The organism is Mycobacterium sp. SM1 (genome assembly GCF_018361265.1).
GTDB lineage: Bacteria > Actinomycetota > Actinomycetes > Mycobacteriales > Mycobacteriaceae > Mycobacterium.
The window spans coordinates 710,192-730,683 of the sequence record NZ_JAFLNH010000003.1 but is presented as its reverse complement, the minus strand read 5'-3'; the positions used below and the strand labels follow the sequence as shown (position 1 = coordinate 730,683).

The window sequence follows — 20,492 nt, the reverse complement described above, 5'->3', positions numbered from 1 at the left end:
GTAGAAGTGACCGGCGGGAAGTATTGACTGAGTCCAGAAAAGTGCGACCATTGTGTTGTGTCCCAGATGTCGGGGTACGCGAAGCGGTTGCGTATGGCCGGTCTACGCGTCACCCGCCCGCGGATCGCGGTGTTGGAGGCGGTGCGCGCCCACCCGCACGCCGACACCGACACGATTCTCGGTGCGGTGCGCAGCGTTTTGCCCGAGGTGTCCCGGCAGGGCGTATATGACGTGCTGCATGCCCTCACCGGGGCGGGTCTGATCCGGCGGATCCAGCCCGCCGGCTTTGTCGCCCGCTACGAATCGCGGGTCGGTGATAACCACCATCACGTTGTCTGCCGTTCCTGCGGCGCTATCGCCGATGCCGACTGCGCCGTGGGCGCGGCGCCGTGTCTGATCCCCTCCGACGATTACGGATTCGACCTCGACGAAGCGGAGGTCTTCTACTGGGGCTTATGCCCCGACTGCTCGGCCTCACAGGCGTGACCTATGCACCTACCCCTGAAAGGAATAATCCAATGTCCGAAAGCGAGACCCAGGTAGTCTCCGCCCGCGCGCCCGAGCCGGGCCAGCCCATGACGAATCGGGACTGGTGGCCCAACCAGCCGGACCTGTCGGTTCTTCACAAGCACGGGCCGGCTAACCCCATGGGCGCGGGGTTCAACTACAAAGAGGAGTTCAAAAAGCTCGATGTCGAAGCGCTCAAGCGCGACGTCATCGACGTGATGACCACCTCGCAGGATTGGTGGCCGGCCGACTACGGGCACTACGGGCCCCTGTTCATCCGGATGAGCTGGCATGCCGCCGGCACCTACCGCATCCACGACGGCCGGGGAGGCGGCGGCGAGGGCGCCCAGCGTTTCGCCCCGCTCAACAGCTGGCCCGACAACTGCCTGCTCGACAAGGCGCGCCGGCTGCTCTGGCCGGTCAAGAAAAAGTACGGCCGCAAGATCTCCTGGGCCGATCTGATCATCTTTGCCGGCAATTGCGCCTACGAAGCCATGGGGTTCAAGACATTCGGCTTCGGCTTCGGCAGAGAGGACATGTGGGAGCCCGAGGAGGTCTTTTGGGGCCCCGAGCACACCTGGCTTGGCGATGAGCGCTACAGCGGCGACCGGGAACTCGCAAAGCCGTTCGCCGCGGTGCAGATGGGCCTGATCTACGTGAACCCCGAAGGGCCCAACGGCAATCCCGACCCACTGAAGGCCGCCATCGACATCCGCGAGACCTTCCGCCGGATGGCGATGAACGACGTCGAGACGGCCGCGCTGATCGTCGGCGGCCACACCGTCGGCAAGACCCACGGGGCCGGCCCTGCCGAGCTAGTGGGTCCCGAGCCCGAGGCCGCCCCGATAGAACAGCAGGGCCTGGGCTGGAAAAGCTCGTACGGCAGCGGCAAAGGCCGGGACGCGATTTGCAGCGGCCTCGAGGTGGTGTGGACGCCCACCCCGACGAAATGGGACAACAGCTACCTGGAGACCCTGTACGGCTACGAGTGGGAGCTGACCAAGAGCCCCGCCGGGGCGTGGCAATACGTCGCCAAGGACGCCGAGCCTGTTATCCCCGACCCCTTCGACCCGTCGGTCAAGCGTCTTCCGACAATGCTGACGACGGACTTGTCGCTGCGGATGGATCCCATCTACGGCAAGATCACCCGTCGTTGGCTGGATCATCCCGAGGAATTGGAGGAAGAGTTCGCCAAGGCGTGGTTCAAGCTGCTGCACCGCGACATGGGACCTGTGTCGCGCTACCTCGGGCCCTGGGTTCCCGAGCCGCAGCTGTGGCAGGACCCGGTACCGAAAGTTGACCACGAACTGGTCTCAGATGCGGACATCAGCGCCCTGAAGGCCAAGGTCCTCGAATCGGGATTATCCATCTCTCAGCTGGTGGCCACCGCGTGGGCGTCGGCGGCGAGCTTCCGCGGCACCGACAAGCGCGGCGGGGCCAACGGGGCACGTATCCGTCTTGCGCCGCAAAAGGATTGGGAGGTCAATAACCCACCCGAGCTGGCCAAGGTGCTGCAGGTCTTGGAGAAGGTTCAGCAGGACTTCAATAATTCGCAGTCCGGTGGGAAGAAGATCTCGCTTGCTGACCTGATCGTGCTGGGCGGGTGCGCGGCCGTCGAGCAGGCGGCGAAGAAAGCCGGGTATGACATCACCGTCCCGTTCGCACCCGGGCGTACCGACGCCTCGCAGGAGCAGACCGATGTGGAATCTTTCGCCGTTCTCGAGCCGAAGGCCGACGGGTTCCGCAACTACCTGCGGGCCGGAGAAAAGCAGCCACCGGAGCACCTCTTGGTGGACCGGGCCTACATGCTGAACCTCACCGCGCCCGAGATGACGGTTCTGGTTGGCGGTATGCGGGCCCTGAACGCCAATTTCGGCCAATCCAAGCACGGCGTCTTCACCGACCGGCCCGAGACGTTGACCAACGACTTCTTCGTCAACCTGTGCGACATGGGTAACGAGTGGAAGGCATCCGAGTCGGTGGAGAACGTGTACGAAGTGCGCGATCGCGCGACCGGTCAGCTCAAATGGACCGCCACCGCCGTGGACCTGATCTTCGGTTCGAACTCGGTGCTCCGCGGTCTGGCCGAGGTGTACGCCTGTGACGATGCGCAGGAGAAGTTCGTGCGCGACTTCGTGGCCGCCTGGGACAAAGTGATGAACCTCGACCGGTTCGACCTTCGCTGAGGCCGATCGGCCCGGTGGAACCGCCGGCGATGACAGCCCGCAAGCCGTGTCGGCTTGCGGGCTGTCATGCGCGAAAGCGGCGCCCGCCCCTAAGCCACAACACGGCCGCCCAGCCGATCGGCATCCGACGCGCGGCAGCCGTACGGCCCCGGTCACGGCCGTCGGGATAGCTGTGCGCCTATCAGGGGGGCGATTTTATCCGCCAGATACGCATGACCCTCGTCGTTGGGGTGCACACCATCCGGACCGATCAGATCGGGTCTGCCGACGAACCAGCGGTCGCCGATCGGGTCGACGAACGTTGCGCCGGCGGCGCGGGTCTCGGCATTGAGGATGTCGCGGACCTGTAGCACGCCGTCAGGAGCATCGGCCGTCGGCCAAGGCGGCCCGATCACCAACAGTCTCGCGACCGGTGCCATGCGGCGTGCCAAATCGAAGGTCTGGCGGGCTTTTTCGGCCAGCAATGTGGGGTCGGCGCCTTGGTCGTTGCGCGAACCGAAGAACACCACCAGGGCGTCATCGGGCCGGCTCGCGCTGGCAGCCAGATCCTCAAAAATGCTCCCGTGATCGCCACGCACGACGTAACCGGCTCTGCCCTCGGCGGCCACACTGGCCGCTATCCGCAGCCCCCGTTGCGCGAGCATGCGCCAGGCGCGGGCCGTCCATGATTGCGGGCCGAGGCCCCCCTCATCGGTGCCACTGGTGTAGGAGTCACCGATCACCGCGACCAGGCTTAGCGGCGTATCCAGGGTCAGCGTCCGAAAGATCCGCACCGCCGGTCGATGCCCGCTGACCGTGCTGACCACCAAGGCCAGTGAGAGGACGAGGGGGGTCAGACGACTCAACTGCTACCTCCAGGGTCACCGGCGCGCGGGCCCCGCGCCGCGATCATCGCCAGCCTATGGCCTAGCTCCGGGAAAACTCGGCGCCAACGCGCTGGTTTTACCATGCGCGCCGGGCAGCGGCTGCTCAACGCAGCCGCAACCACGCCAAGGCAACCCGCATGTCGGCCGGGATCATGGGTAACGAGTGGAAGGCATCCGAGTCGGTGGAGAACGTGTACGAAGTGCGCGATCGCGCGACCGGTCAGCTCAAATGGACCGCCACCGCCGTGGACCTGATCTTCGGTTCGAACTCGGTGCTCCGCGGTCTGGCCGAGGTGTACGCCTGTGACGATGCGCAGGAGAAGTTCGTGCGCGACTTCGTGGCCGCCTGGGACAAAGTGATGAACCTCGACCGGTTCGACCTTCGCTGAGGCCGATCGGCCCGGTGGAACCGCCGGCGATGACAGCCCGCAAGCCGTGTCGGCTTGCGGGCTGTCATGCGCGAAAGCGGCGCCCGCCCCTAAGCCACAACACGGCCGCCCAGCCGATCGGCATCCGACGCGCGGCAGCCGTACGGCCCCGGTCACGGCCGTCGGGATAGCTGTGCGCCTATCAGGGGGGCGATTTTATCCGCCAGATACGCATGACCCTCGTCGTTGGGGTGCACACCATCCGGACCGATCAGATCGGGTCTGCCGACGAACCAGCGGTCGCCGATCGGGTCGACGAACGTTGCGCCGGCGGCGCGGGTCTCGGCATTGAGGATGTCGCGGACCTGTAGCACGCCGTCAGGAGCATCGGCCGTCGGCCAAGGCGGCCCGATCACCAACAGTCTCGCGACCGGTGCCATGCGGCGTGCCAAATCGAAGGTCTGGCGGGCTTTTTCGGCCAGCAATGTGGGGTCGGCGCCTTGGTCGTTGCGCGAACCGAAGAACACCACCAGGGCGTCATCGGGCCGGCTCGCGCTGGCAGCCAGATCCTCAAAAATGCTCCCGTGATCGCCACGCACGACGTAACCGGCTCTGCCCTCGGCGGCCACACTGGCCGCTATCCGCAGCCCCCGTTGCGCGAGCATGCGCCAGGCGCGGGCCGTCCATGATTGCGGGCCGAGGCCCCCCTCATCGGTGCCACTGGTGTAGGAGTCACCGATCACCGCGACCAGGCTTAGCGGCGTATCCAGGGTCAGCGTCCGAAAGATCCGCACCGCCGGTCGATGCCCGCTGACCGTGCTGACCACCAAGGCCAGTGAGAGGACGAGGGGGGTCAGACGACTCAACTGCTACCTCCAGGGTCACCGGCGCGCGGGCCCCGCGCCGCGATCATCGCCAGCCTATGGCCTAGCTCCGGGAAAACTCGGCGCCAACGCGCTGGTTTTACCATGCGCGCCGGGCAGCGGCTGCTCAACGCAGCCGCAACCACGCCAAGGCAACCCGCATGTCGGCCGGGATCCGAAAAGGGGCCGGCTCACCCGGCCAGCGCACCGTCGACCGATTGGAGCGTGCTGCCCACCGGGCCGCAATGCTGGCCGATCCGCGGCTGGGCATCGACGGCCCGGACATCGACCATCGTGCGCATCCACCGGCGGGCGGGCTCTTCGACCAGGTGATACAGCAGGATCGCGGCGCCCACGGCGATCGTGAGCAGGCCCACGACGTTCCATTTCCACGGGAAGCTCTGCAGCGGGAGTTCGAACTGCTCGACGGCCCAGCCCCAGGCGGTATGCACCAGTTCATGCACCATGTACAGACAAAACGAGATCTGCCCGCCGTAGACCATCAGCCGGGTTGACAATAGGCGCGGCAGGCTCCCGGCGCCGATAGCCAGTGTTATCACCAGCGGCACGAACAACACGTCGACGGTCCCGCCGCTGTCGGTCACCCCGCTCAATGGATGCGCGTCGAACAGGTAGAGGATGCCGCCGATGGCAAGCATCAAGAGCGCGGAGAGATACCCCGCAGCGCGGCGCACCCGGTCGGTCGGCCGCAGCCTGCGGACGGCGGCACAGGCCAGCGCGCCCGCGGTGAATTGCGTGATGATGCGCGGCAACCAGCTCCACGGTGTGTAGAACTGCCCGCTGACCAACAACAGCACCACCGGCGGTAACGACGCCGCGACGGCCAGCCACATCAGGTTTCGCGCCCGCGTCGCCCGCTTCATCCGAAAGATCGCTAACACAAGCGGGCCGAACAAGAGGTATGCCAGCCATTCCGCGCTGATCGACCACGCCGGCCCATCCCAACTGGACCCGTCAAAGTACGGCTGAAACCACAGCTGCACCAGCAGGACCTGGCGCAGGTAGCTAATCGCCGTGAGCCGGCTCGCGTCCGGCGACGGTACATGGCCGACGTGCAGCGTGAAGATCACCCACAGGGCGGCCAGGTGCAACGTGACCAAATAGACCGGCCACACTCGGGCCAGCCGCAGCCACAGGAAGTGCGCGGTAGCCCGCATCGACCAGGATCGGCCCATGCGCTCGAGGTAGTTCCAGCTCAGGACGAACCCACTGAGGATGAAAAACAAGTCGACGCCTTGCGCGCCGCAATTGAGCAGCGGCGCCAGCGCGTCGCGCAAACCGGGCGCTGCGTCGCCCAACATCGGCCGGAAATGAAACAGCACCACCCACGCGGCGGCGACGATGCGCAGTCCGGTCAGTGCTTTGATCTCTGCGGTACGCACAACACTCTTTCTGTACCGACGCTGCTGTTTTGGTGGCTTGCTGGCGCAGCCGGCCGGCCATTGCGCTGCTCCGCGGCCAGATAACCGGTAGCCTTCGCAGACTAGCAGCGCGACCCCCGCTATCGCGCGGCTAGCCCGCGGCCAGCCCGAGGTGTGCCTGCCCGAAAAAGCCGAAACCGCGACGTGGGTTCGGCCGTGGCAACCCACCGCGACCCGCCGCGATGCACCGTGTTGAACCGGCAGCACCATCACGTGCATTGACCGCGCACTGATCGCTGCTGGTGAGCTGCCCGCGCAAACGTTGCGTGAAGCAAACACCGGATATGAAAGTGGTTTCTTAGCAAAGAGTTAGACACTGCTTGCGGTCGCCTTAGACCTGGCGGGTTAACGTTGGACTCTAAAGGTTGGCTGGGCAATAAGCCGGCTGTGCAATTCCTCCGGAACGAGGCTGCTGATGACTTTCGCGGGTACCACTCGATACGGAAACCCCACCTTCGACTGCGACGGCGCCCACATTCGGGCTCATTGTCGTCATCTGGCGACCGTGGTGGTGATCCACGGCGCGATCGAGCCCGTTAACGTCGATCGGATCGGTGCGTACCTGCGGCAGTGCACACGGGTGAAAGGCTCTTTTGTGCTCGACCTGAGCGGTGTGAATTCCTTTGCTCCGGTTGGTCTTTCGCTCTTAAATATTCTTGATGAGGCGTGCGGCGCCGCTGGGGCGCAATGGACTTTGGTGGCAAGCCCGGTCGTGATGGCCGTGCTGCGTGACCGCCACGACGAGGCCGCTTTCCCGATTGCGTCGTCGGTGCATGAGGCATTGCGCAATCTGGCTGACGCGATCGTCCGGCGCCGCCAGCTATTACTGCCGCTGATCAAAAAGACGGCATAGCGCGTGTGGGTACCGCATTCCATCCCTCAGGTTCCTCCGGGTAGGCCGGTCAATACCCGCTAATCAATGCCCCGGGTTGGCGGCGACCCACCGCGTCGTCGCTTAACCGGACTTAACCGGGCAGGCCGCGCGGTCCCAGAGAAGCCCGCCGCCATCGAAGATGGTGGGCACGCGACCCGGTGACGGTTTGCGACGCTAGTGATGCCGCTGCTGTTTGGTGTCGCCGGGTGCGGGCGGCGCTCAAGGCTGGCGGCCGGGTATCGGACCCGCGCGGCGGGTACGCGGGTAGGCTCTGGTGGATGCGGTTGAAGACAGTGGTGAGTGTCGCTGCGGCTTTCGTCCTGGCTGCCGGTGGGGCATCCGCAGGTATCGCGAGCGCCCAGCCACCCGGACCACCCGGGCCACCCGGGCCGACCCCTAACCCGCATCAGCCTGGGCCGCCGCCGGCGCCGGGCCCTAAGACCACTATTGATCGCGACGGCAGCTACGCGGTGGGAACCGATATTGTGCCGGGCACATACAGCTCGGCGGGACCGGTCGGCAAAGGTACGTGCTACTGGAAGCGGGTCGGCGGCCCCGATGGCAACGAGATTGTTGACAACGCTATGACCAAAAAGCCGCAGGTTGTGCAGATCGATTCCGGCGACAAGCTATTCAAGACCGACGGCTGTCAGCCGTGGCAGAAAACGGACTCGGCCGACGCTCGACCGCCGCTGGGGGGGCTGCCGCCGTCGGCCCTGCAGGCCATCCTCGGCGGTCTCAACGGTGTTGTCGGTCAGCCCGGTGCGGCGCCGCCCCCCGGGCCCTGACGGCGTCGCCGCCGCGTTGCCCTCCGTGGAACGCCGATGGGGTGTCACCGCGGGCAATCCGTGAGCGCCGCGCACGTTTCGGTTACCGTGCAGGTATGGCAGGCGATCGGAGACAGGCGGTGGTGGTCGGTGCCGGCGTCAGCGGGTTGACCACTGCCATTTGCCTGGCCGAGGCGGGGTGGGCGGTGCGCGTGTGGGCGGCCGCAATGCCAGAGGCAACGACGTCGGTAGTGGCCGGCGCGGTGTGGACCCCGGTGTTCAGCGAACCGGTCGCCAAGACGCTGGCGTGGAGCGAAGCCTCGTTGCGCACGTTCGCTGAGCTGTCGGAGAATCCCGCCACCGGCGTGCGCCTGGCGCCGGCGCTGATCGTCGGTGTGCCCGGCGCCGGCGAGCTACCCGGGGTCGGTGAGGGGGCTTCGCACGCAAAGCTGGTTCCCGACCTGCGGTCGGCGGACCCGGCTGAAATCCCCGACGGTTTCCAAGTCGGGTTTCACGCCACCCTGCCCCTGATCGACATGCCCCGATACCTGGTCTATCTGACCGGACGCCTGGCGGCGGCCGGCGGCGAAGTCGAGATGCACTCGGTGCGCTCCCTGGCGGAGGCGGCGGACGCCGCGCCGACAGTGGTCAATTGCGCCGGCCTGGGGGCCCGCGATCTGGCCGCCGACGACAGCGTGCGACCGGCGTTCGGCCAACATGTCGTGCTCACCAATCCTGGCTTGGAGCAACTGTTTCTGGAGCTGAGCACGGACACGGAATGGACGTGCTATTTCCCCCATCCGCAGCGGGTAGTCTGCGGGGGCATCCGTATTCCCGGCCGCTGGGATACCAGCCCGGAGCCTGACGTGACCGAGCGAATCCTGCGCCGCTGCCGCCGGATCGAGCCGCGGCTGGCCACTGCGGAGGTCATCGAGACGATTACCGGCCTTCGTCCCGACCGTCCCGCCGTTCGGGTCGCAGCCGAGCCACTTGGACGGGCTCGCTGCATTCACAACTACGGCCACGGCAGCAGCGGTGTCACCCTGTCCTGGGGATGTGCCCGGGAGGCGGCCGAACTGGCCGCCCGCAACTGACTGTCAGCCATGCCGTACGCCGAGCACCCCACGCCATAACACTCGGCAGCTTTTCCCACCCGGCGGTCGGCGCATCAAATGGCGCATCAAATTGCGCCTCCCCGGACCCCGGTTAGCGCGAGACTGTGAACTATGGCATCGACAACAGGGAGCACACGGTACCGAGTCGCCGCAGTCGCCACCGGCGTGGCGCTGCTGGTGACGCTCACCGGCTGCGGCGGCGCTCGCAAGGCATCGCCATCACCCGCGGCGCAAACCACGACCGCCAGCGCGTCCAGCGTGACGCCGGTCGTAGAGCGCCTGACGATCACCAGCCCCGCGTTCGCCGACGGGGCGCCGATCCCGGTTCAATTCACCTGCAAGGGGGCCAACGTCGCACCGCCGTTAACGTGGTCGGCGCCGCCGGATGCGGCGGAGCTCGCGCTGGTGGTTGATGACCCGGATGCCGTCGGTGGGCTGTATATCCACTGGATCGTCACCGGGATAGCCCCCGGTCCGGGTAGCACAACGAGCGGTCAGACTCCCGACAACGGTCGCAGCCTGGCGAATTCCGGTGGTCAGCAAAGCTACTTCGGGCCCTGCCCGCCGTCGGGCAGCGGAACCCACCACTACCGCTTCACCCTCTACCAGCTTTCTGCCCCGCTCCAAGTGCCCGCCGGATCGGCTGGCGCGCAAGCAGCCCACGCGATTGCGCAGGCCGCCGCTGCCCAGGCCACACTCACCGGGACGTTCCAGGGTTGACGCGACCGCAAGCGGGCCATGGCCCCGACTGCCATGCGCCGACTCCAGCGGTATCGCCCTGCCCGCTGGCTTTGCGGGTCGGCTCGAGAGGCGTGACCCACATCGGTGGCCGACATGGGTTCGGCCCCAGCCTCCCCGCCAGGCCATAGCTGCCGGATCCCGGCCACTGGGCTAGGTTGTCGGTTGGTGCCCGGACATGCGTTGTTTGCTTTCGAAGAGGTCGTGGTCGCGCGCGCCGGATTGCGGGCCCTGGATGGTTTCACAGCCACAGTGCCGGATGAGGGTGTGACGGCGGTGTTCGGACCGTCAGGGTCGGGTAAATCGACGATGCTGAGGCTATGTAATCGGCTCGAGGTTCCCACCGCGGGGCGCGTGTTGTTTCGCGGGGCAGACATCGCCGGCTTGGATCCGTTGCGGTTGCGCCGTCGGGTGGGCATGGCGTTTCAGCGCCCGACACCATTTCCCGGCACCGTCGCGGAAAACCTGCGGATCGCCGATCCGCAGGCCGACGAGTCACGGATGCGTGAGGTGCTGGCGCGGGTGGCGCTGACCGGGTCGTGGCTCGACCGCGACGCCACGGCGCTGTCGGGCGGAGAGGCACAGCGAATGTGCCTGGCACGTGCCCTGATTGCGAGACCGGAAGTGCTGCTGCTGGACGAACCCACCTCGTCGGAGGACGCGGAGACGGCCAGAGTGATCGAAAAGGCGGTACGGGAGCTGGCCGACAACGGAATGAGCGCGTTGTGGGTCAGCCATGACGCGGCGCAGGTGCAGCGCATCGCCGACCGGGTACTGCGCCTCGAGCGGGGCCGCTGCCTGGGGATCGAACCGGTAACCGCCGATCCGGGCCGCGGACAGGCGCCGCGATGACCGACCAAGTTTCCTGGGTCGGGCTGGCGACGTCACTGGCGCTGGTGGCGGTCGCAGCCGGGATCTCGCTGTGGCAGCGGCTTGGGCTGCAACGGCAGGTGCTGTGGGCGGCGTCCCGCGCGCTGATCCAGCTGCTGCTGGTGGGGGGGCTGCTGGCGCTGCTGCTGAAACCGGGTGTGTCGCTGTGGTGGTCGTGGGCCTGGACCGCCGCCATGATCCTCTACGCCGGTGACGTCGCACACCGGCGCGCGCCCGAGGTCCCACGCTTAGGGACACTGACCGTCGTCGCGTTCACCGCGGCTGCCGTCATCACCCTGGGAGTGTTGTTCGGGCTGCGGGTTTTCCCGCTCCAGGCTCGCACCCTGGTCCCCATCGCCGGCATGATGATCGGCAATTCGATGACCGCCACCGTGCTAGTGGCCCGCCGCCTGGTTGACGAGTTGCGCGACAAACGCGACGAAGTGGAAGCCCGGCTTGCGCTCGGCCAGTCATCCCGCCAGGCCGCCACACCTTACGTGCGCACCGCCCTGCAATCGGCGGTGTCACCGCAGGTCGAAACCACCAAGGCGACCGGCCTGGTGTTCCTGCCCGGCGCCATGACCGGGCTTATTTTGGCCGGCGTGCCACCGGTGCAGGCCGTCATCGTGCAGGCCGTGGTCATGTTCCTCGTCCTCGGTTCGGTCGCGACCACCACGGTTGTTGTCGCGCTGGGTCTGGTGCGTCGGGTATTCACCACAGATCACCGCCTCCTGCCGCTGCCCCGACGGGCAGACCCCACCTCTCCTCGCGCGGACCGGATCAAGCCCGCATCTCGGCGCCGATTCGGTGGCTTCGCCTAAACGGGTAGCACGCCTCCCCGGCGGCGCAGCCACGCGGTTCTAACCGTTCGCGGCTTAGGGAACCGCTGTGTCGAACGGCTGGTCGGCCCCATTGGTGGGTAGGGAGTGATCCATCGCGTCGAGGTGCTCTTCCGCCGGCGGTGTTTGCTGGAAGTCCTCAGAACCGGCGACCCCGCCGAGCGCAGCGATAACCTCTCTCACCTTCGCCGCCTCCTCGTCGGTGGGCGTTTCACCAGCCTCCAGGGCATCCGGAAGGTCGACCCGGAGTCCCGCGCCCCTCGCCACCTCCGGGGCTGACAGTTTGGCGCGAATACGTACGGCATACAGTTGCTGCCCCAGGGTTGACTGTGGTGCTGCCGCCGCGCGCGCCATGAGCTCGTCATAGCGTCGCCGGACATCACTGAGGGCCACGATCACCGCGGGTGTAGACCGGCTGTGGCTGGCGGCGTCCGTCAATGCCGCGCGCAGTTTGCGCAGACCGGCGAGCACCACCTCCGCCCGCTTCTGGAACTTCTTGTCCTCGGGAAAGGGCAAAGAATCTATGGCCGCGTTGTACATGTGCATCGCTGCCTCGGCGAGACGGACGATGACTTGCGATTCCCCATCGTGTGGATCAAATTCGCTCATAACCCCTCAATTCTGTGGTAGTGCCCGGAGAAGGCGCCGCGCCAACCGACTGCCACCGCCGTGACTGCACGTCGAGAGTATCTGGTGACTACCCGGACGCGCGCGACAATGGCGGTCTTGAATGGCCCGTCTCACCGCGGGGCCACAGCTCCGCGGTCTCGAGGTGATTAGCGGCAGCCCAGCGATTGGCTCATCCGTGCTCGGCTGTTCACAGCCTGCGATCGCGCGCCCCGAACGCCCAGATATCGCGAACCAGCAAAGACAGCACCCAGCTCACGATCGACAAGGCGATCACGGCCCAGATCGCGGTCCACCAGAAATGGTCGATCTGCAATCCCCAGTGGGTGGTGTGACTGGTGATCCAGGCGGTGATCCACAGCATCGAGGCGTTGATGACGACGTGGAAAAGGCCAAGGGTGAGAACATAGAGCGGGATCGACAGGATCTGCACGATAGGTTTGATGAACGCGTTGACCAGACCGAAGATCACCGCGACAAGGAAGATGATGCCGATCTTCTCCACCACCGTCTCACCGCCCACAAACCGGAGCCCGTGGACAAACAGGGTGACCACCCACAGTGCGAATCCGGTCAGCGCGGCGCGCACAAGAAAAGATCCCACCCCGGTGATCCTGCCACCGCGCCCGCGGGGCTGTCGGGGCGGCGCGGGGCGCGACCCCGGGCGATGCGTGCACTGACGGATGGTGCGCCGAGGTTGTCGCGGTAGTTGTCGTGCTATGGGATACGCGTGGTCATCCGCAGGCGCATCGCGCGGGTGTGGAGTCGGTATCGGTGCTGTTCGACCGATGCGCGGTGACACCAACGGGCCGGCGAGGCCCGTGCGCTCGCCCTCCGGCGCGCGACGCACAGCGGTCAACTGGGGTCTGAGTCGCGTGAAAATCGATGCCGACGTCGGTGGTGAGCCATTGGCATCGACAGGAAATCCTCACCAGCGGGACGCGAGCCGTGAGACGACGTTGCCGGACTTGGGTCGAGCCGTCGCCGCGGCCTGGCCTTGCGCGGCCAAACGTCCGGCGGCAGGATGCTATATCAGCAGCAAACCCCGGCCAGGTAACCCGTGAGCTTTCGCCTCTTGTCGTTGTTGGCGGCCTTGACCGTGCTGGCCGTCGGATGTTCGCCGGGCCGGACGCCGATCCACCCACCCGTCTCGGCGCCGGCCGCACCGGGCATGGGACCCGGGGACCCGAAACTTGCGCCCCTGACGATGCCGCCCGCAAAACCGGCTACGCCCGAGCGGCTGAACGTCTATGCCCGCGCGGGCGCGGGTAGCCTCGCGGGCGAGGTCGTCGAAGACCGGCCATTGGTCTATGTCCCTCATGACCGTTCGGGCGATGTGTGGGAGATCGACCCGGCGACCTACGAAGTAGTTGCGAAATACCCGGTTGGCCGCGAGATCCAGCACGTCGTGCCGGCTTACGATATGCGCACCCTGTACGCCACCGACGACGTCGGCAACCAGATGCTCGCCTTCGACGCGCGCACCGGTCAGCCAGCTCGGAAGATCCCGATCATCGACCCCTACAACCTGTACTTCACCCCCGACGGCCGGTTCGCAATCTCGGCAGCTGAACGGCAACGCGAGCTGATCTGGTATGACCCAGTGAGCTGGCAGCTACTCGACAAGACATCGATCCCGGCGTGCGCGGGGATCAACCACGCCGACTTCTCGGTCGACGGTCGCACCGCGGTTTTCAGCTGCGAATTCGCCGGACGTGTCGCGGTGGTCGACGTCACCACGCACCGACTGCTGCGCATGATTGACATGCCGGTGCGCCACACCCACATGGGACCGCAGGACGTGCGGCTCGCTCCGGACGGCTCGGTGTACTACATCGCCGACTGCGACGGCGGTGGCGTGTGGATCCTCGACGGCGCAGCGAGCCAGGTCCTGCGGTTTGTTCCCACCGGCCGGGGCGCGCATGGGCTGTATTTCTCACGCGACGCCACTCGGCTGTTCGTGACGAACCGCTCCGAGGGGTCGATCTCTGTGCTTGACGCCTACACCGGTGCGCCGATCAGCTTGTGGCGGCTGCCCGGGGGCGGCAGCCCCGACATGGGCAACCTCACCGCCGACGGCACCCAATTGTGGGTGTCCGGCCGCTACCACAACGTCGTCTACGTGTTATCCACCACCGACGGGACGCTACTGCACACGATCAAGGTCGGCAACGAGCCACACGGGTTGGCGGTCTGGCCCCAACCAGGCCGTCACTCCCTAGGCCACACCGGAATCACCCGCTGACTTCTGCCGGCGACGAGCCGACAGCGCTCAGGCTCTGGACACGTCGACAGGTCGATTTTGTGGCGCTGACCGCTGCCCCGGCAACCACTAGGGCCAGGCGCACGGTGCCTGGGCGGCACGGTGGCCGTGCTTGCAGCGCACGGTGCCTGGGCGGCACGGTGGCCGTGCTTGCAGCGCACGGTGCCTGGGCGGCACGGTGGCCGTGCTTGCAGCGCACGCCATCCTCCCGCGCATGCCGCCGAACATTCGAGCCGGCCTTTATCGCCCTTCCCGGTCCGCGGTCCCCAGCGACCAACCTCTGAGGGGCGCGCTGTCCCCCGGCGGCATGGAAGCCGCGGCTCGCTCCCGCCGAGCCCGCAGCTATGCCGGGCCCAAGCCACCCGCTTGACCAGCGTCGACTGGCCCGAGATCCGGTCCTTCACGCCCGATCAGCGCCCCAACGTCTTCGCGGTCACCGACGACCTGAGCCCGGCGAGCGGGCCGGATGCAGTCGGTGGTGACGCACTGGCTCTCGGTTCCCGGGTCGCCCCTGCCCCAAGCGGCAGACGTCCCGATGGATAGCGGTAGTTCTGACCGGAAAACACTCAAGGTGACCACAAGTTGGTGAGTGCGGTATTGGGCGACACGCCGCTGTTAAGAGGCGAGATCGGCTGCTGCGGTATGTGATTGAGGGTCTCGGTTTAGGTTAGGCGGCGGCCTGCAGGGTGACTCGGTAGCCCATCGCGGTCAGTTGTGCGATGTGGTTGCGTACCCGGCGTTCGACGGCGACGCGGTTGGTGTGGTAGTCGGAGCCGAGGTCGCAGAAGCGGGCGGCCGGGTTGGAAAGCAGATGCCAGATGACGACCAGGATGGAGCGGGCGACCGCGACCAGGGCTTTGAGTTTGCCGCGGCGTTTAACGATGCGCCGGTAGCGTTCGCCCAAGAAGGTGTCGGTTTTGGCGGCCGCGACCGCGGCCTCACCGAGCGCGCCTTTGAGGTAGGGGTTGCCTTTGCCGGTCTTGCCGCCGCGGGTGATTGGCCCGGACTGGATGGTGCGTGGGCACAGCCGCGCCCACGACACCAGATGCTCAGGTGTGGCAAATCTGCTCATATCCAGTCCGATCTCGGCGATGATCGCCTGCGCGGCGCGTTGGCCGATGCCCGGGATCTCATCAAAGCGCTCGATGACACCTGGCAGGTCATCGGCCGCCGGGGCGGGATCGAGCGGGGCCGAATCGCTGCCGCCGGCGTCAGGATCGGCGTCGGTGCCCGCACCCGCGCTGGTGCCGGGCCCATCGCCGCTGCCGGAGGAATCGATGGCCACAGCATCGTCGGGCAGTTCGGCGATCAGCTCCTCGATGCGCGCGGTCAGGGTGTCGATCTGGGCGCACAGTGCATCGATTTGGCCCAGCAGCATCCGCGCCAGTTCGGCGTGATGGTCATCAAAACGGCCGTCGAGCGCGGCGATCAGCTCCGATCGCTTGGTTTTCATCCGCCCCCGCGCCAGGTCGGCCAGCCGGCGCGGGTCGCGCTGCCCGGCGATGAGCGCCTCGATCATGTCCCGAGTGGACAGGGTGTCCAGCGTGGAGGCCACCGCCGACACCTTGATCGCGGCGTCCTCGAGCAGCTTTTCCAGCCGCTGCCAGTAGCGCGAGCGTTCCCGGGTCAGGTCTTCGCGTAGCCGGGTGTAGTCCCGCAGCCGCCGGATCGGCGCCGGCGGCACGAAACTTGGCCGCAGCAGGCCTTTCTCGGTCAGCTTAGCCAGCCAGACAGCGTCGAGTTTGTCGGTTTTAGGCCGGCCGGGCACGTTCTTGACATCGCGGGCGTTGACCAGCTGCACATCCAAACCCTGGTCTTCGAGCAGGTAATACCAGATCCGCCAATAGTCCGAAGTCGATTCGACAGTCACCTTCTCGATACCCTGCTGCCTCAGCTGCTGGGCCAATTCTCCGATCGCGCCGGTGCGTGCAGACACCTCCCACACCCGAGAAAACCGCCGCCCGGACTTGCCGGGCAGCCGCACACACACTGTGCCGGTCACCTTGGCCACGTCGACCGCCGCGGCCCGCTCGATCACCACCTCATGGTCGCCGTCGGGAATCTCCTGCGGCGTGGCTGTCACTACCTGCTTCTGCTTGCTCCTGCGTCGTGCCGCCACTTCTGTTACCCTCCCATCGAATCCATCCATATCGGGTGGGTCGCCTGGGGCCTCGGTCAAGGGAACCGAAATTCTGACCGGCGTGCTCGAAGCAACAGTGCGTGACCCTTCCAGGTCGGGCCCCGGCACCAAACTCACATGCGGGCTCACACGCCCAAGGAAACATCGGCGTCGGCAGGCGACCCGACCCCATTTTCACGCCCGCAAGGCGTCCCCCGGAAGGGATAGGGAACTCATGTGGTTAGCGCGCACAGCGATGGCCTTGGATGACCCTTGGATGCCCTGCCCTTGGCCATAGTTAGTTTGCAGCACAGCCCTGATTTTGTCTGTTTTTGTCTGCTGCCCAGCGTATAACGTCGAGATACCTGGTTAGCCGTTGCCGACCGAAGCATGCGCGCTGGCGGCGTCGCCGACGCCGCTCAGCGCGCGCCGCAGCAGGTGCATCGCCACCGTCGTCGAGCGCTCGCGCACGTCAGCGCGGTTGCCCGGCAGCCGTACGGTTCGGGTGAGCGTCGAGCCGCCGGCCAGCATCACGCTGAAGCACACCGTTCCCACCGGCTTCTCGGGTGTTCCCCCGCCCGGTCCGGCGATCCCGGTGATCGCGATCGCGGTGTCGGCCCGGAAACGGTTCAGCGCGCCCGCGGCCATCGCCTCCGCGACCGGTTCGGACACCGCCCCGTGCGCCTCGATCAGCGCCGCGTCCACGCCCAGGAGCCGCACTTTCGCGTCGTTGGCGTAGGCCACCACCCCGCCCGCGACGTAGGCGGACGAGCCGGGTAGCTCCGTCAGCCGGGCCGCCACGAGCCCCGCCGTGCAAGACTCCGCCGTCGCGATTCGTCGACCGCTCAGCAAGCGCGCCACCTGCTCGTCTACCCGCGAGCCGTCTTCGGAGTAGATCTGCTGGCCATGCCGGTCACGCAGCAGCTCCAGCAGTTGCGCGTACACGCCCGCCGCGGGCGGCTCATACCGGGTGACCATTTCGATCTCGCCCCGGCGCAGACAGGTGGTGATCTCGAGCAACTCGAAGCCGGGGATGCGACGTTGCGCGTCGCGCAGCGTCTCGGCCAGACCGGACTCGGGCAGCCCGAACATCCGCACCGTCGCCTGCCGGTAAATCGTTCGCCCAGCGATCGCCTCCTGTACGGACGCCGTCGTCACCGCCGTCTGCCACATCGGCTGAAGTTCGCGCGGGGGGCCCGGCAGCACGACGACCGTGGGCTTGCCGGGCACCACCAGACCCGGAGCCGTGCCTATCGGGTCGATCACCTGCGCTCCGGCCGGAATCAGGGCTTGCTTGCGGTTGGCCGCACGCACCGCGTCGAAGTCGACATCGTCGAAGCGCGCCATCATGGGTTTCAGGATCGCGGCGATCTTGCACTCCAGCTCGGTGTCCAGCAGCAGCTCACGGCCGGCGAAGCGCGCCACCGTCTCGACGGTTACGTCGTCGGCCGTGGGCCCCAGGCCGCCGCTGGTGACGATCAGGTCCACACCCTCGCCGGCCAGAAAGCGCAGCTGCGCCTCGATGTCGCGCGGGCGGTCACCACAGATCGTCAGGTGCGCCAGCTCGACCCCAAGCTCAAAGAGCCGCTCGGCGATCCAGGGGCCGTTGCGGTCTTGGACCCGCCCGCTCAGCACCTCGGTGCCGGTGACCAGGATGCCCGCACGCGCGCTCACCCGGTCAAGACTACGCACCCCGGTCTGGCGACGAACCGTGGCGAATCGCTTCGTGAGTGCCGCCGCGCGGCAAGGTCATCCGTGGCGCGTTGCCTAGCCAGCTGGATTAGGCTGTTTCGGTGGCGCCGTTTCCGCGAACTCGTTACGCCAAATGCGGCGACGGCCATCTGAAGCTGGACATCGCCTATCAGGTCTTCGGTGATGGCCCGGTGGACCTGCTCGTGTTGCCCGGGCCATCCATCCCGATCGACACCATCGACGCCGAGCCCTCGATGTGCCGTTTCCATCGGCGGCTGGCGTCCTTCAGCCGGGTGATCCGATTCGATTTCCGCGGAATAGGCCTCTCGTCGCGCGTTCCCTCGCTCGAGGTGCTCGGGCCGGCGTTCTGGGCCGAGGATGCGATCGCCGTCATGGACGAGGTCGGATGCGCGCAGGCGTCGATCCTGGCGCCGAGTTTCCACGCGATGGTCGGACTCGTTCTCGCGGCCGATTACCCCGAGCGGGTGCGCAGCCTGGTGATCGTCAATGGCCTGGCGCGGGTGTTGCGGGCGCCCGACTACCCGGTCGGCTCTGAGGCGAGCGCCGCCGAGCGATTCCTGACGGTCGCGATCGAGCCGGATGCCGTCGAGCGGGGCTTCGACGTTCTGGGAATCGTTGCGCCGGGCGTTGCCCGTGACCAGGCGTTCCGCGCGTGGTGGGATCTTGCCGGCAACCGTGCCGCGTCGCCGAGCATGGCCAGCGCCGTCACCAAGCTGGTGACCGAGGCCGATGTCCGCGACACCTTGGCCCGCATCACCGCACCCACGTTGATCGTGCATCGCGAAGACGTGCAGCTCATCCCTGTCGGGCACGGTCGGTACCTCGCTGAGCACATCGCGGGCGCACGCTATGTGGAACTACCAGGTGCCGATTCCCTCTACTGGGTCGGCGACACCGCGCCGATGCTCGACGAGATCGAGGAGTTCATCACCGGAGTGCGCGGCGGATTCGACGCCGAGCGGATGCTCACCACGATCGTGTTCACCGACATCGTCGGTTCCACCGAGCGCGCGGCTGCGCTCGGCGACGACCGCTGGCGAGATCTGCTCGACAACCACGACAACATCGTTCGCCACCAGCTCGACCGCTTCCGCGGTCGCGAAGTGAACACGGCCGGTGATGGATTCGTGGCGACCTTCACCAGCCCCAGCGCCGCGATCGCGTGCGCGGACGCCATCGTCGAGGCGGTGCATGTCCTTGGCATCCAGGTGCGGATAGGTATTCACGCGGGCGAGGTCGAAGTGCGCGGCGCCGATGTCGCTGGCACGGCCGTGCATATCGGTGCACGGGTGGCGGCGCTCGCGGGGCCGAGCGAGGTGCTGGCGTCCTCTACGGTGCGCGACATCGTCACCGGGTCGCGGCACCGGTTCGCCGATCGCGGTGAGCACGAGCTCAAAGGCGTGCCCGGCCGGTGGCGGCTGCATGCCCTGGTGCGTGATCGTGCGACGGTCACCGGATAGCGACATGACGCCCAGCATCGCCGGTGACGCGGCGATGGCCGCGACCGTGCTGCGGGTGCGCAACATGTCCGCCTCGGTTCGCTGGTATCGCGACAAGAGCTCGGCCTCGAGCAGGTACATGTGGGTTCTGACGAGTCCGAGCATCCCGTCGCCGGCTACGCAATCGCCCGCTCGGAGGTATCGCTGTGGCAGCTTCCGCCGGCCAGACGCGTGCGCGCGAAGACGATGACCGCAACAGCCTTGTGGCCGCGGGTCAGAGTTCCGTACGTGGCCGCGCCAAGCCGTGGCCGGCGACGTGCCGTGGCCGGCGACGTGCTGGCCAGAGGCCTTTCACCGGCCGCGAGCCCTGCGGGACGATAGGCCGATGATCGAGTTAGAGGTAATCCAGGCTGACGTCACCACCCTCGAGGTGGACGCGATCACCAACGCCGCCAATACCCAATTGCGCCACGGTGGCGGGGTCGCGGCTGCGATCGCCCGCGCGGCCGGTCCCGAGCTGCAGCGCGAGTCGCGTGAGAAGGCACCGATCGGTCTTGGGGAGGCGGTGGAAACCACGGCCGGTGCGCTGCCCGCGCGGTATGTGATCCACGCGGCGACGATGGAGCCCGGCGGGCCGACCTCCGCTGAAATCATCGCGAACGCCACCCGCTCGAGCTTGCGCAAAGCCGATGAACTTGGCTGTCGCTCACTTGCGCTGGTGGCCTTCGGTACGGGCGTCGGTGGCTTTCCACTCGACGAGGCGGCACAGCTGATGGTCAGCGCCGTTCGCGAGCACCAGCCGCGATCGCTGCAGCGGGTGGTGTTCGCTGTGCACGGCAAAGCGGCCGAGCGGGCCTTCCGGGCCGCGGTACAAGGCTGAGAGACCCAAGTTTTAG

At 66.9% G+C, this 20,492-nt stretch carries 18 protein-coding genes and 1 pseudogene; 12 read left to right on the top strand and 7 right to left on the bottom strand.

The genetic code is table 11. The features are described from left to right. The first annotated feature begins 66 nt into the window (after positions 1–66). On the top strand, positions 67–486 hold the full coding sequence (locus MSM1_RS16290) for a Fur family transcriptional regulator (protein ID WP_236056448.1): 420 nt from the start codon (positions 67–69) through the stop codon (positions 484–486). A 32-nt stretch (positions 487–518) separates the two neighbouring features. Next, on the top strand, positions 519–2,693 hold the full coding sequence (katG, locus tag MSM1_RS16285) for a catalase/peroxidase HPI (RefSeq protein ID WP_213444345.1): 2,175 nt from the start codon (positions 519–521) through the stop codon (positions 2,691–2,693). A 152-nt stretch (positions 2,694–2,845) separates the two neighbouring features. Here the strand turns inward: katG and MSM1_RS16280 are convergent, their stop codons facing one another. Beyond that, positions 2,846–3,538: an Rv0518 family GDSL lipase gene (locus MSM1_RS16280; RefSeq protein WP_213444343.1), complete on the bottom strand. Its 693-nt coding sequence runs from the start codon at positions 3,536–3,538 to the stop codon at positions 2,846–2,848. 173 nt (positions 3,539–3,711) lie between these two features. Between MSM1_RS16280 and MSM1_RS16275 the strand changes: the two are divergent. Beyond that, positions 3,712–3,948 (top strand): annotated as a pseudogene (locus MSM1_RS16275) (catalase-peroxidase); the annotation flags it as partial. 152 nt (positions 3,949–4,100) lie between these two features. On the opposite strand, the gene MSM1_RS16270 reads toward MSM1_RS16275, so the two are convergent. Together MSM1_RS16270 and MSM1_RS16265 are read right to left on the bottom strand one after the other, a co-directional pair. Then, complete coding sequence (locus MSM1_RS16270; RefSeq protein ID WP_213444343.1) at positions 4,101–4,793, bottom strand: Rv0518 family GDSL lipase; 693 nt, start codon at positions 4,791–4,793, stop codon at positions 4,101–4,103. 188 nt (positions 4,794–4,981) lie between these two features. After that, positions 4,982–6,193, bottom strand: a complete 1,212-nt coding sequence (locus MSM1_RS16265) for an acyltransferase (protein ID WP_213444341.1) — start codon at positions 6,191–6,193, stop codon at positions 4,982–4,984. A 454-nt stretch (positions 6,194–6,647) separates the two neighbouring features. Between MSM1_RS16265 and MSM1_RS16260 the strand changes: the two genes are divergently transcribed. The 6 genes from MSM1_RS16260 (at position 6,648) to fetB (ending at position 11,417) form a co-directional block, all read left to right on the top strand. Further along, positions 6,648–7,085, top strand: a complete 438-nt coding sequence (locus tag MSM1_RS16260) for an STAS domain-containing protein (RefSeq protein WP_213444339.1) — start codon at positions 6,648–6,650, stop codon at positions 7,083–7,085. Between the two features lie 299 nt (positions 7,086–7,384). Then, positions 7,385–7,894, top strand: a complete 510-nt coding sequence (locus MSM1_RS16255; RefSeq protein WP_213444337.1) for a hypothetical protein — start codon at positions 7,385–7,387, stop codon at positions 7,892–7,894. Between the two features lie 95 nt (positions 7,895–7,989). Further along, positions 7,990–8,967 carry an FAD-dependent oxidoreductase gene (locus MSM1_RS16250; RefSeq protein ID WP_213444335.1) on the top strand — a complete coding sequence of 326 codons (978 nt, stop codon included), beginning with the start codon at positions 7,990–7,992 and terminating at the stop codon, positions 8,965–8,967. A gap of 132 nt (positions 8,968–9,099) precedes the next feature. Then, positions 9,100–9,708 (top strand): YbhB/YbcL family Raf kinase inhibitor-like protein, encoded by a 609-nt coding sequence (locus MSM1_RS16245; protein WP_213444333.1) that lies wholly within the window; start codon positions 9,100–9,102, stop codon positions 9,706–9,708. 183 nt (positions 9,709–9,891) lie between these two features. Further along, complete coding sequence (locus MSM1_RS16240) at positions 9,892–10,578, top strand: phosphate ABC transporter ATP-binding protein (protein WP_374101729.1); 687 nt, start codon at positions 9,892–9,894, stop codon at positions 10,576–10,578. Further along, positions 10,575–11,417, top strand: a complete 843-nt coding sequence (fetB, locus tag MSM1_RS16235) for an iron export ABC transporter permease subunit FetB (RefSeq protein WP_213444328.1) — start codon at positions 10,575–10,577, stop codon at positions 11,415–11,417. The genes MSM1_RS16240 and fetB overlap by 4 nt, the downstream gene beginning before the upstream one ends. Before the next feature lie 54 nt (positions 11,418–11,471). Here fetB and MSM1_RS16230 read toward each other — a convergent pair whose 3' ends face one another. Together MSM1_RS16230 and MSM1_RS16225 are read right to left on the bottom strand one after the other, a co-directional pair. Next, positions 11,472–12,044, bottom strand: coding sequence for an XRE family transcriptional regulator (locus MSM1_RS16230; protein WP_213444326.1), 573 nt, complete (start codon positions 12,042–12,044; stop codon positions 11,472–11,474). Between the two features lie 208 nt (positions 12,045–12,252). Then, on the bottom strand, positions 12,253–12,666 hold the full coding sequence (locus MSM1_RS16225) for a phage holin family protein (protein WP_213444324.1): 414 nt from the start codon (positions 12,664–12,666) through the stop codon (positions 12,253–12,255). A gap of 456 nt (positions 12,667–13,122) precedes the next feature. On the opposite strand from MSM1_RS16225, the gene MSM1_RS16220 reads away from it, so the two are divergent. Next, a complete protein-coding gene (locus MSM1_RS16220) occupies positions 13,123–14,307 on the top strand; it encodes a hypothetical protein (RefSeq protein WP_307857413.1) in 1,185 nt (394 codons plus the stop codon). A 685-nt stretch (positions 14,308–14,992) separates the two neighbouring features. On the opposite strand, the gene MSM1_RS16215 is transcribed toward MSM1_RS16220, so the two are convergent. Together MSM1_RS16215 and MSM1_RS16210 are read right to left on the bottom strand one after the other, a co-directional pair. Then, on the bottom strand, positions 14,993–16,408 hold the full coding sequence (locus tag MSM1_RS16215) for an IS110 family transposase (protein WP_213444322.1): 1,416 nt from the start codon (positions 16,406–16,408) through the stop codon (positions 14,993–14,995). A gap of 405 nt (positions 16,409–16,813) precedes the next feature. After that, complete coding sequence (locus MSM1_RS16210; RefSeq protein WP_213444320.1) at positions 16,814–18,118, bottom strand: competence/damage-inducible protein A; 1,305 nt, start codon at positions 18,116–18,118, stop codon at positions 16,814–16,816. Between the two features lie 119 nt (positions 18,119–18,237). Between MSM1_RS16210 and MSM1_RS16205 the strand changes: the two genes are divergently transcribed. Beyond that, on the top strand, positions 18,238–19,617 hold the full coding sequence (locus MSM1_RS16205; protein ID WP_213444318.1) for an adenylate/guanylate cyclase domain-containing protein: 1,380 nt from the start codon (positions 18,238–18,240) through the stop codon (positions 19,615–19,617). 364 nt (positions 19,618–19,981) lie between these two features. Further along, positions 19,982–20,476: a macro domain-containing protein gene (locus MSM1_RS16200; protein WP_213444316.1), complete on the top strand. Its 495-nt coding sequence runs from the start codon at positions 19,982–19,984 to the stop codon at positions 20,474–20,476. Positions 20,477–20,492: the final 16 nt, after the last annotated feature.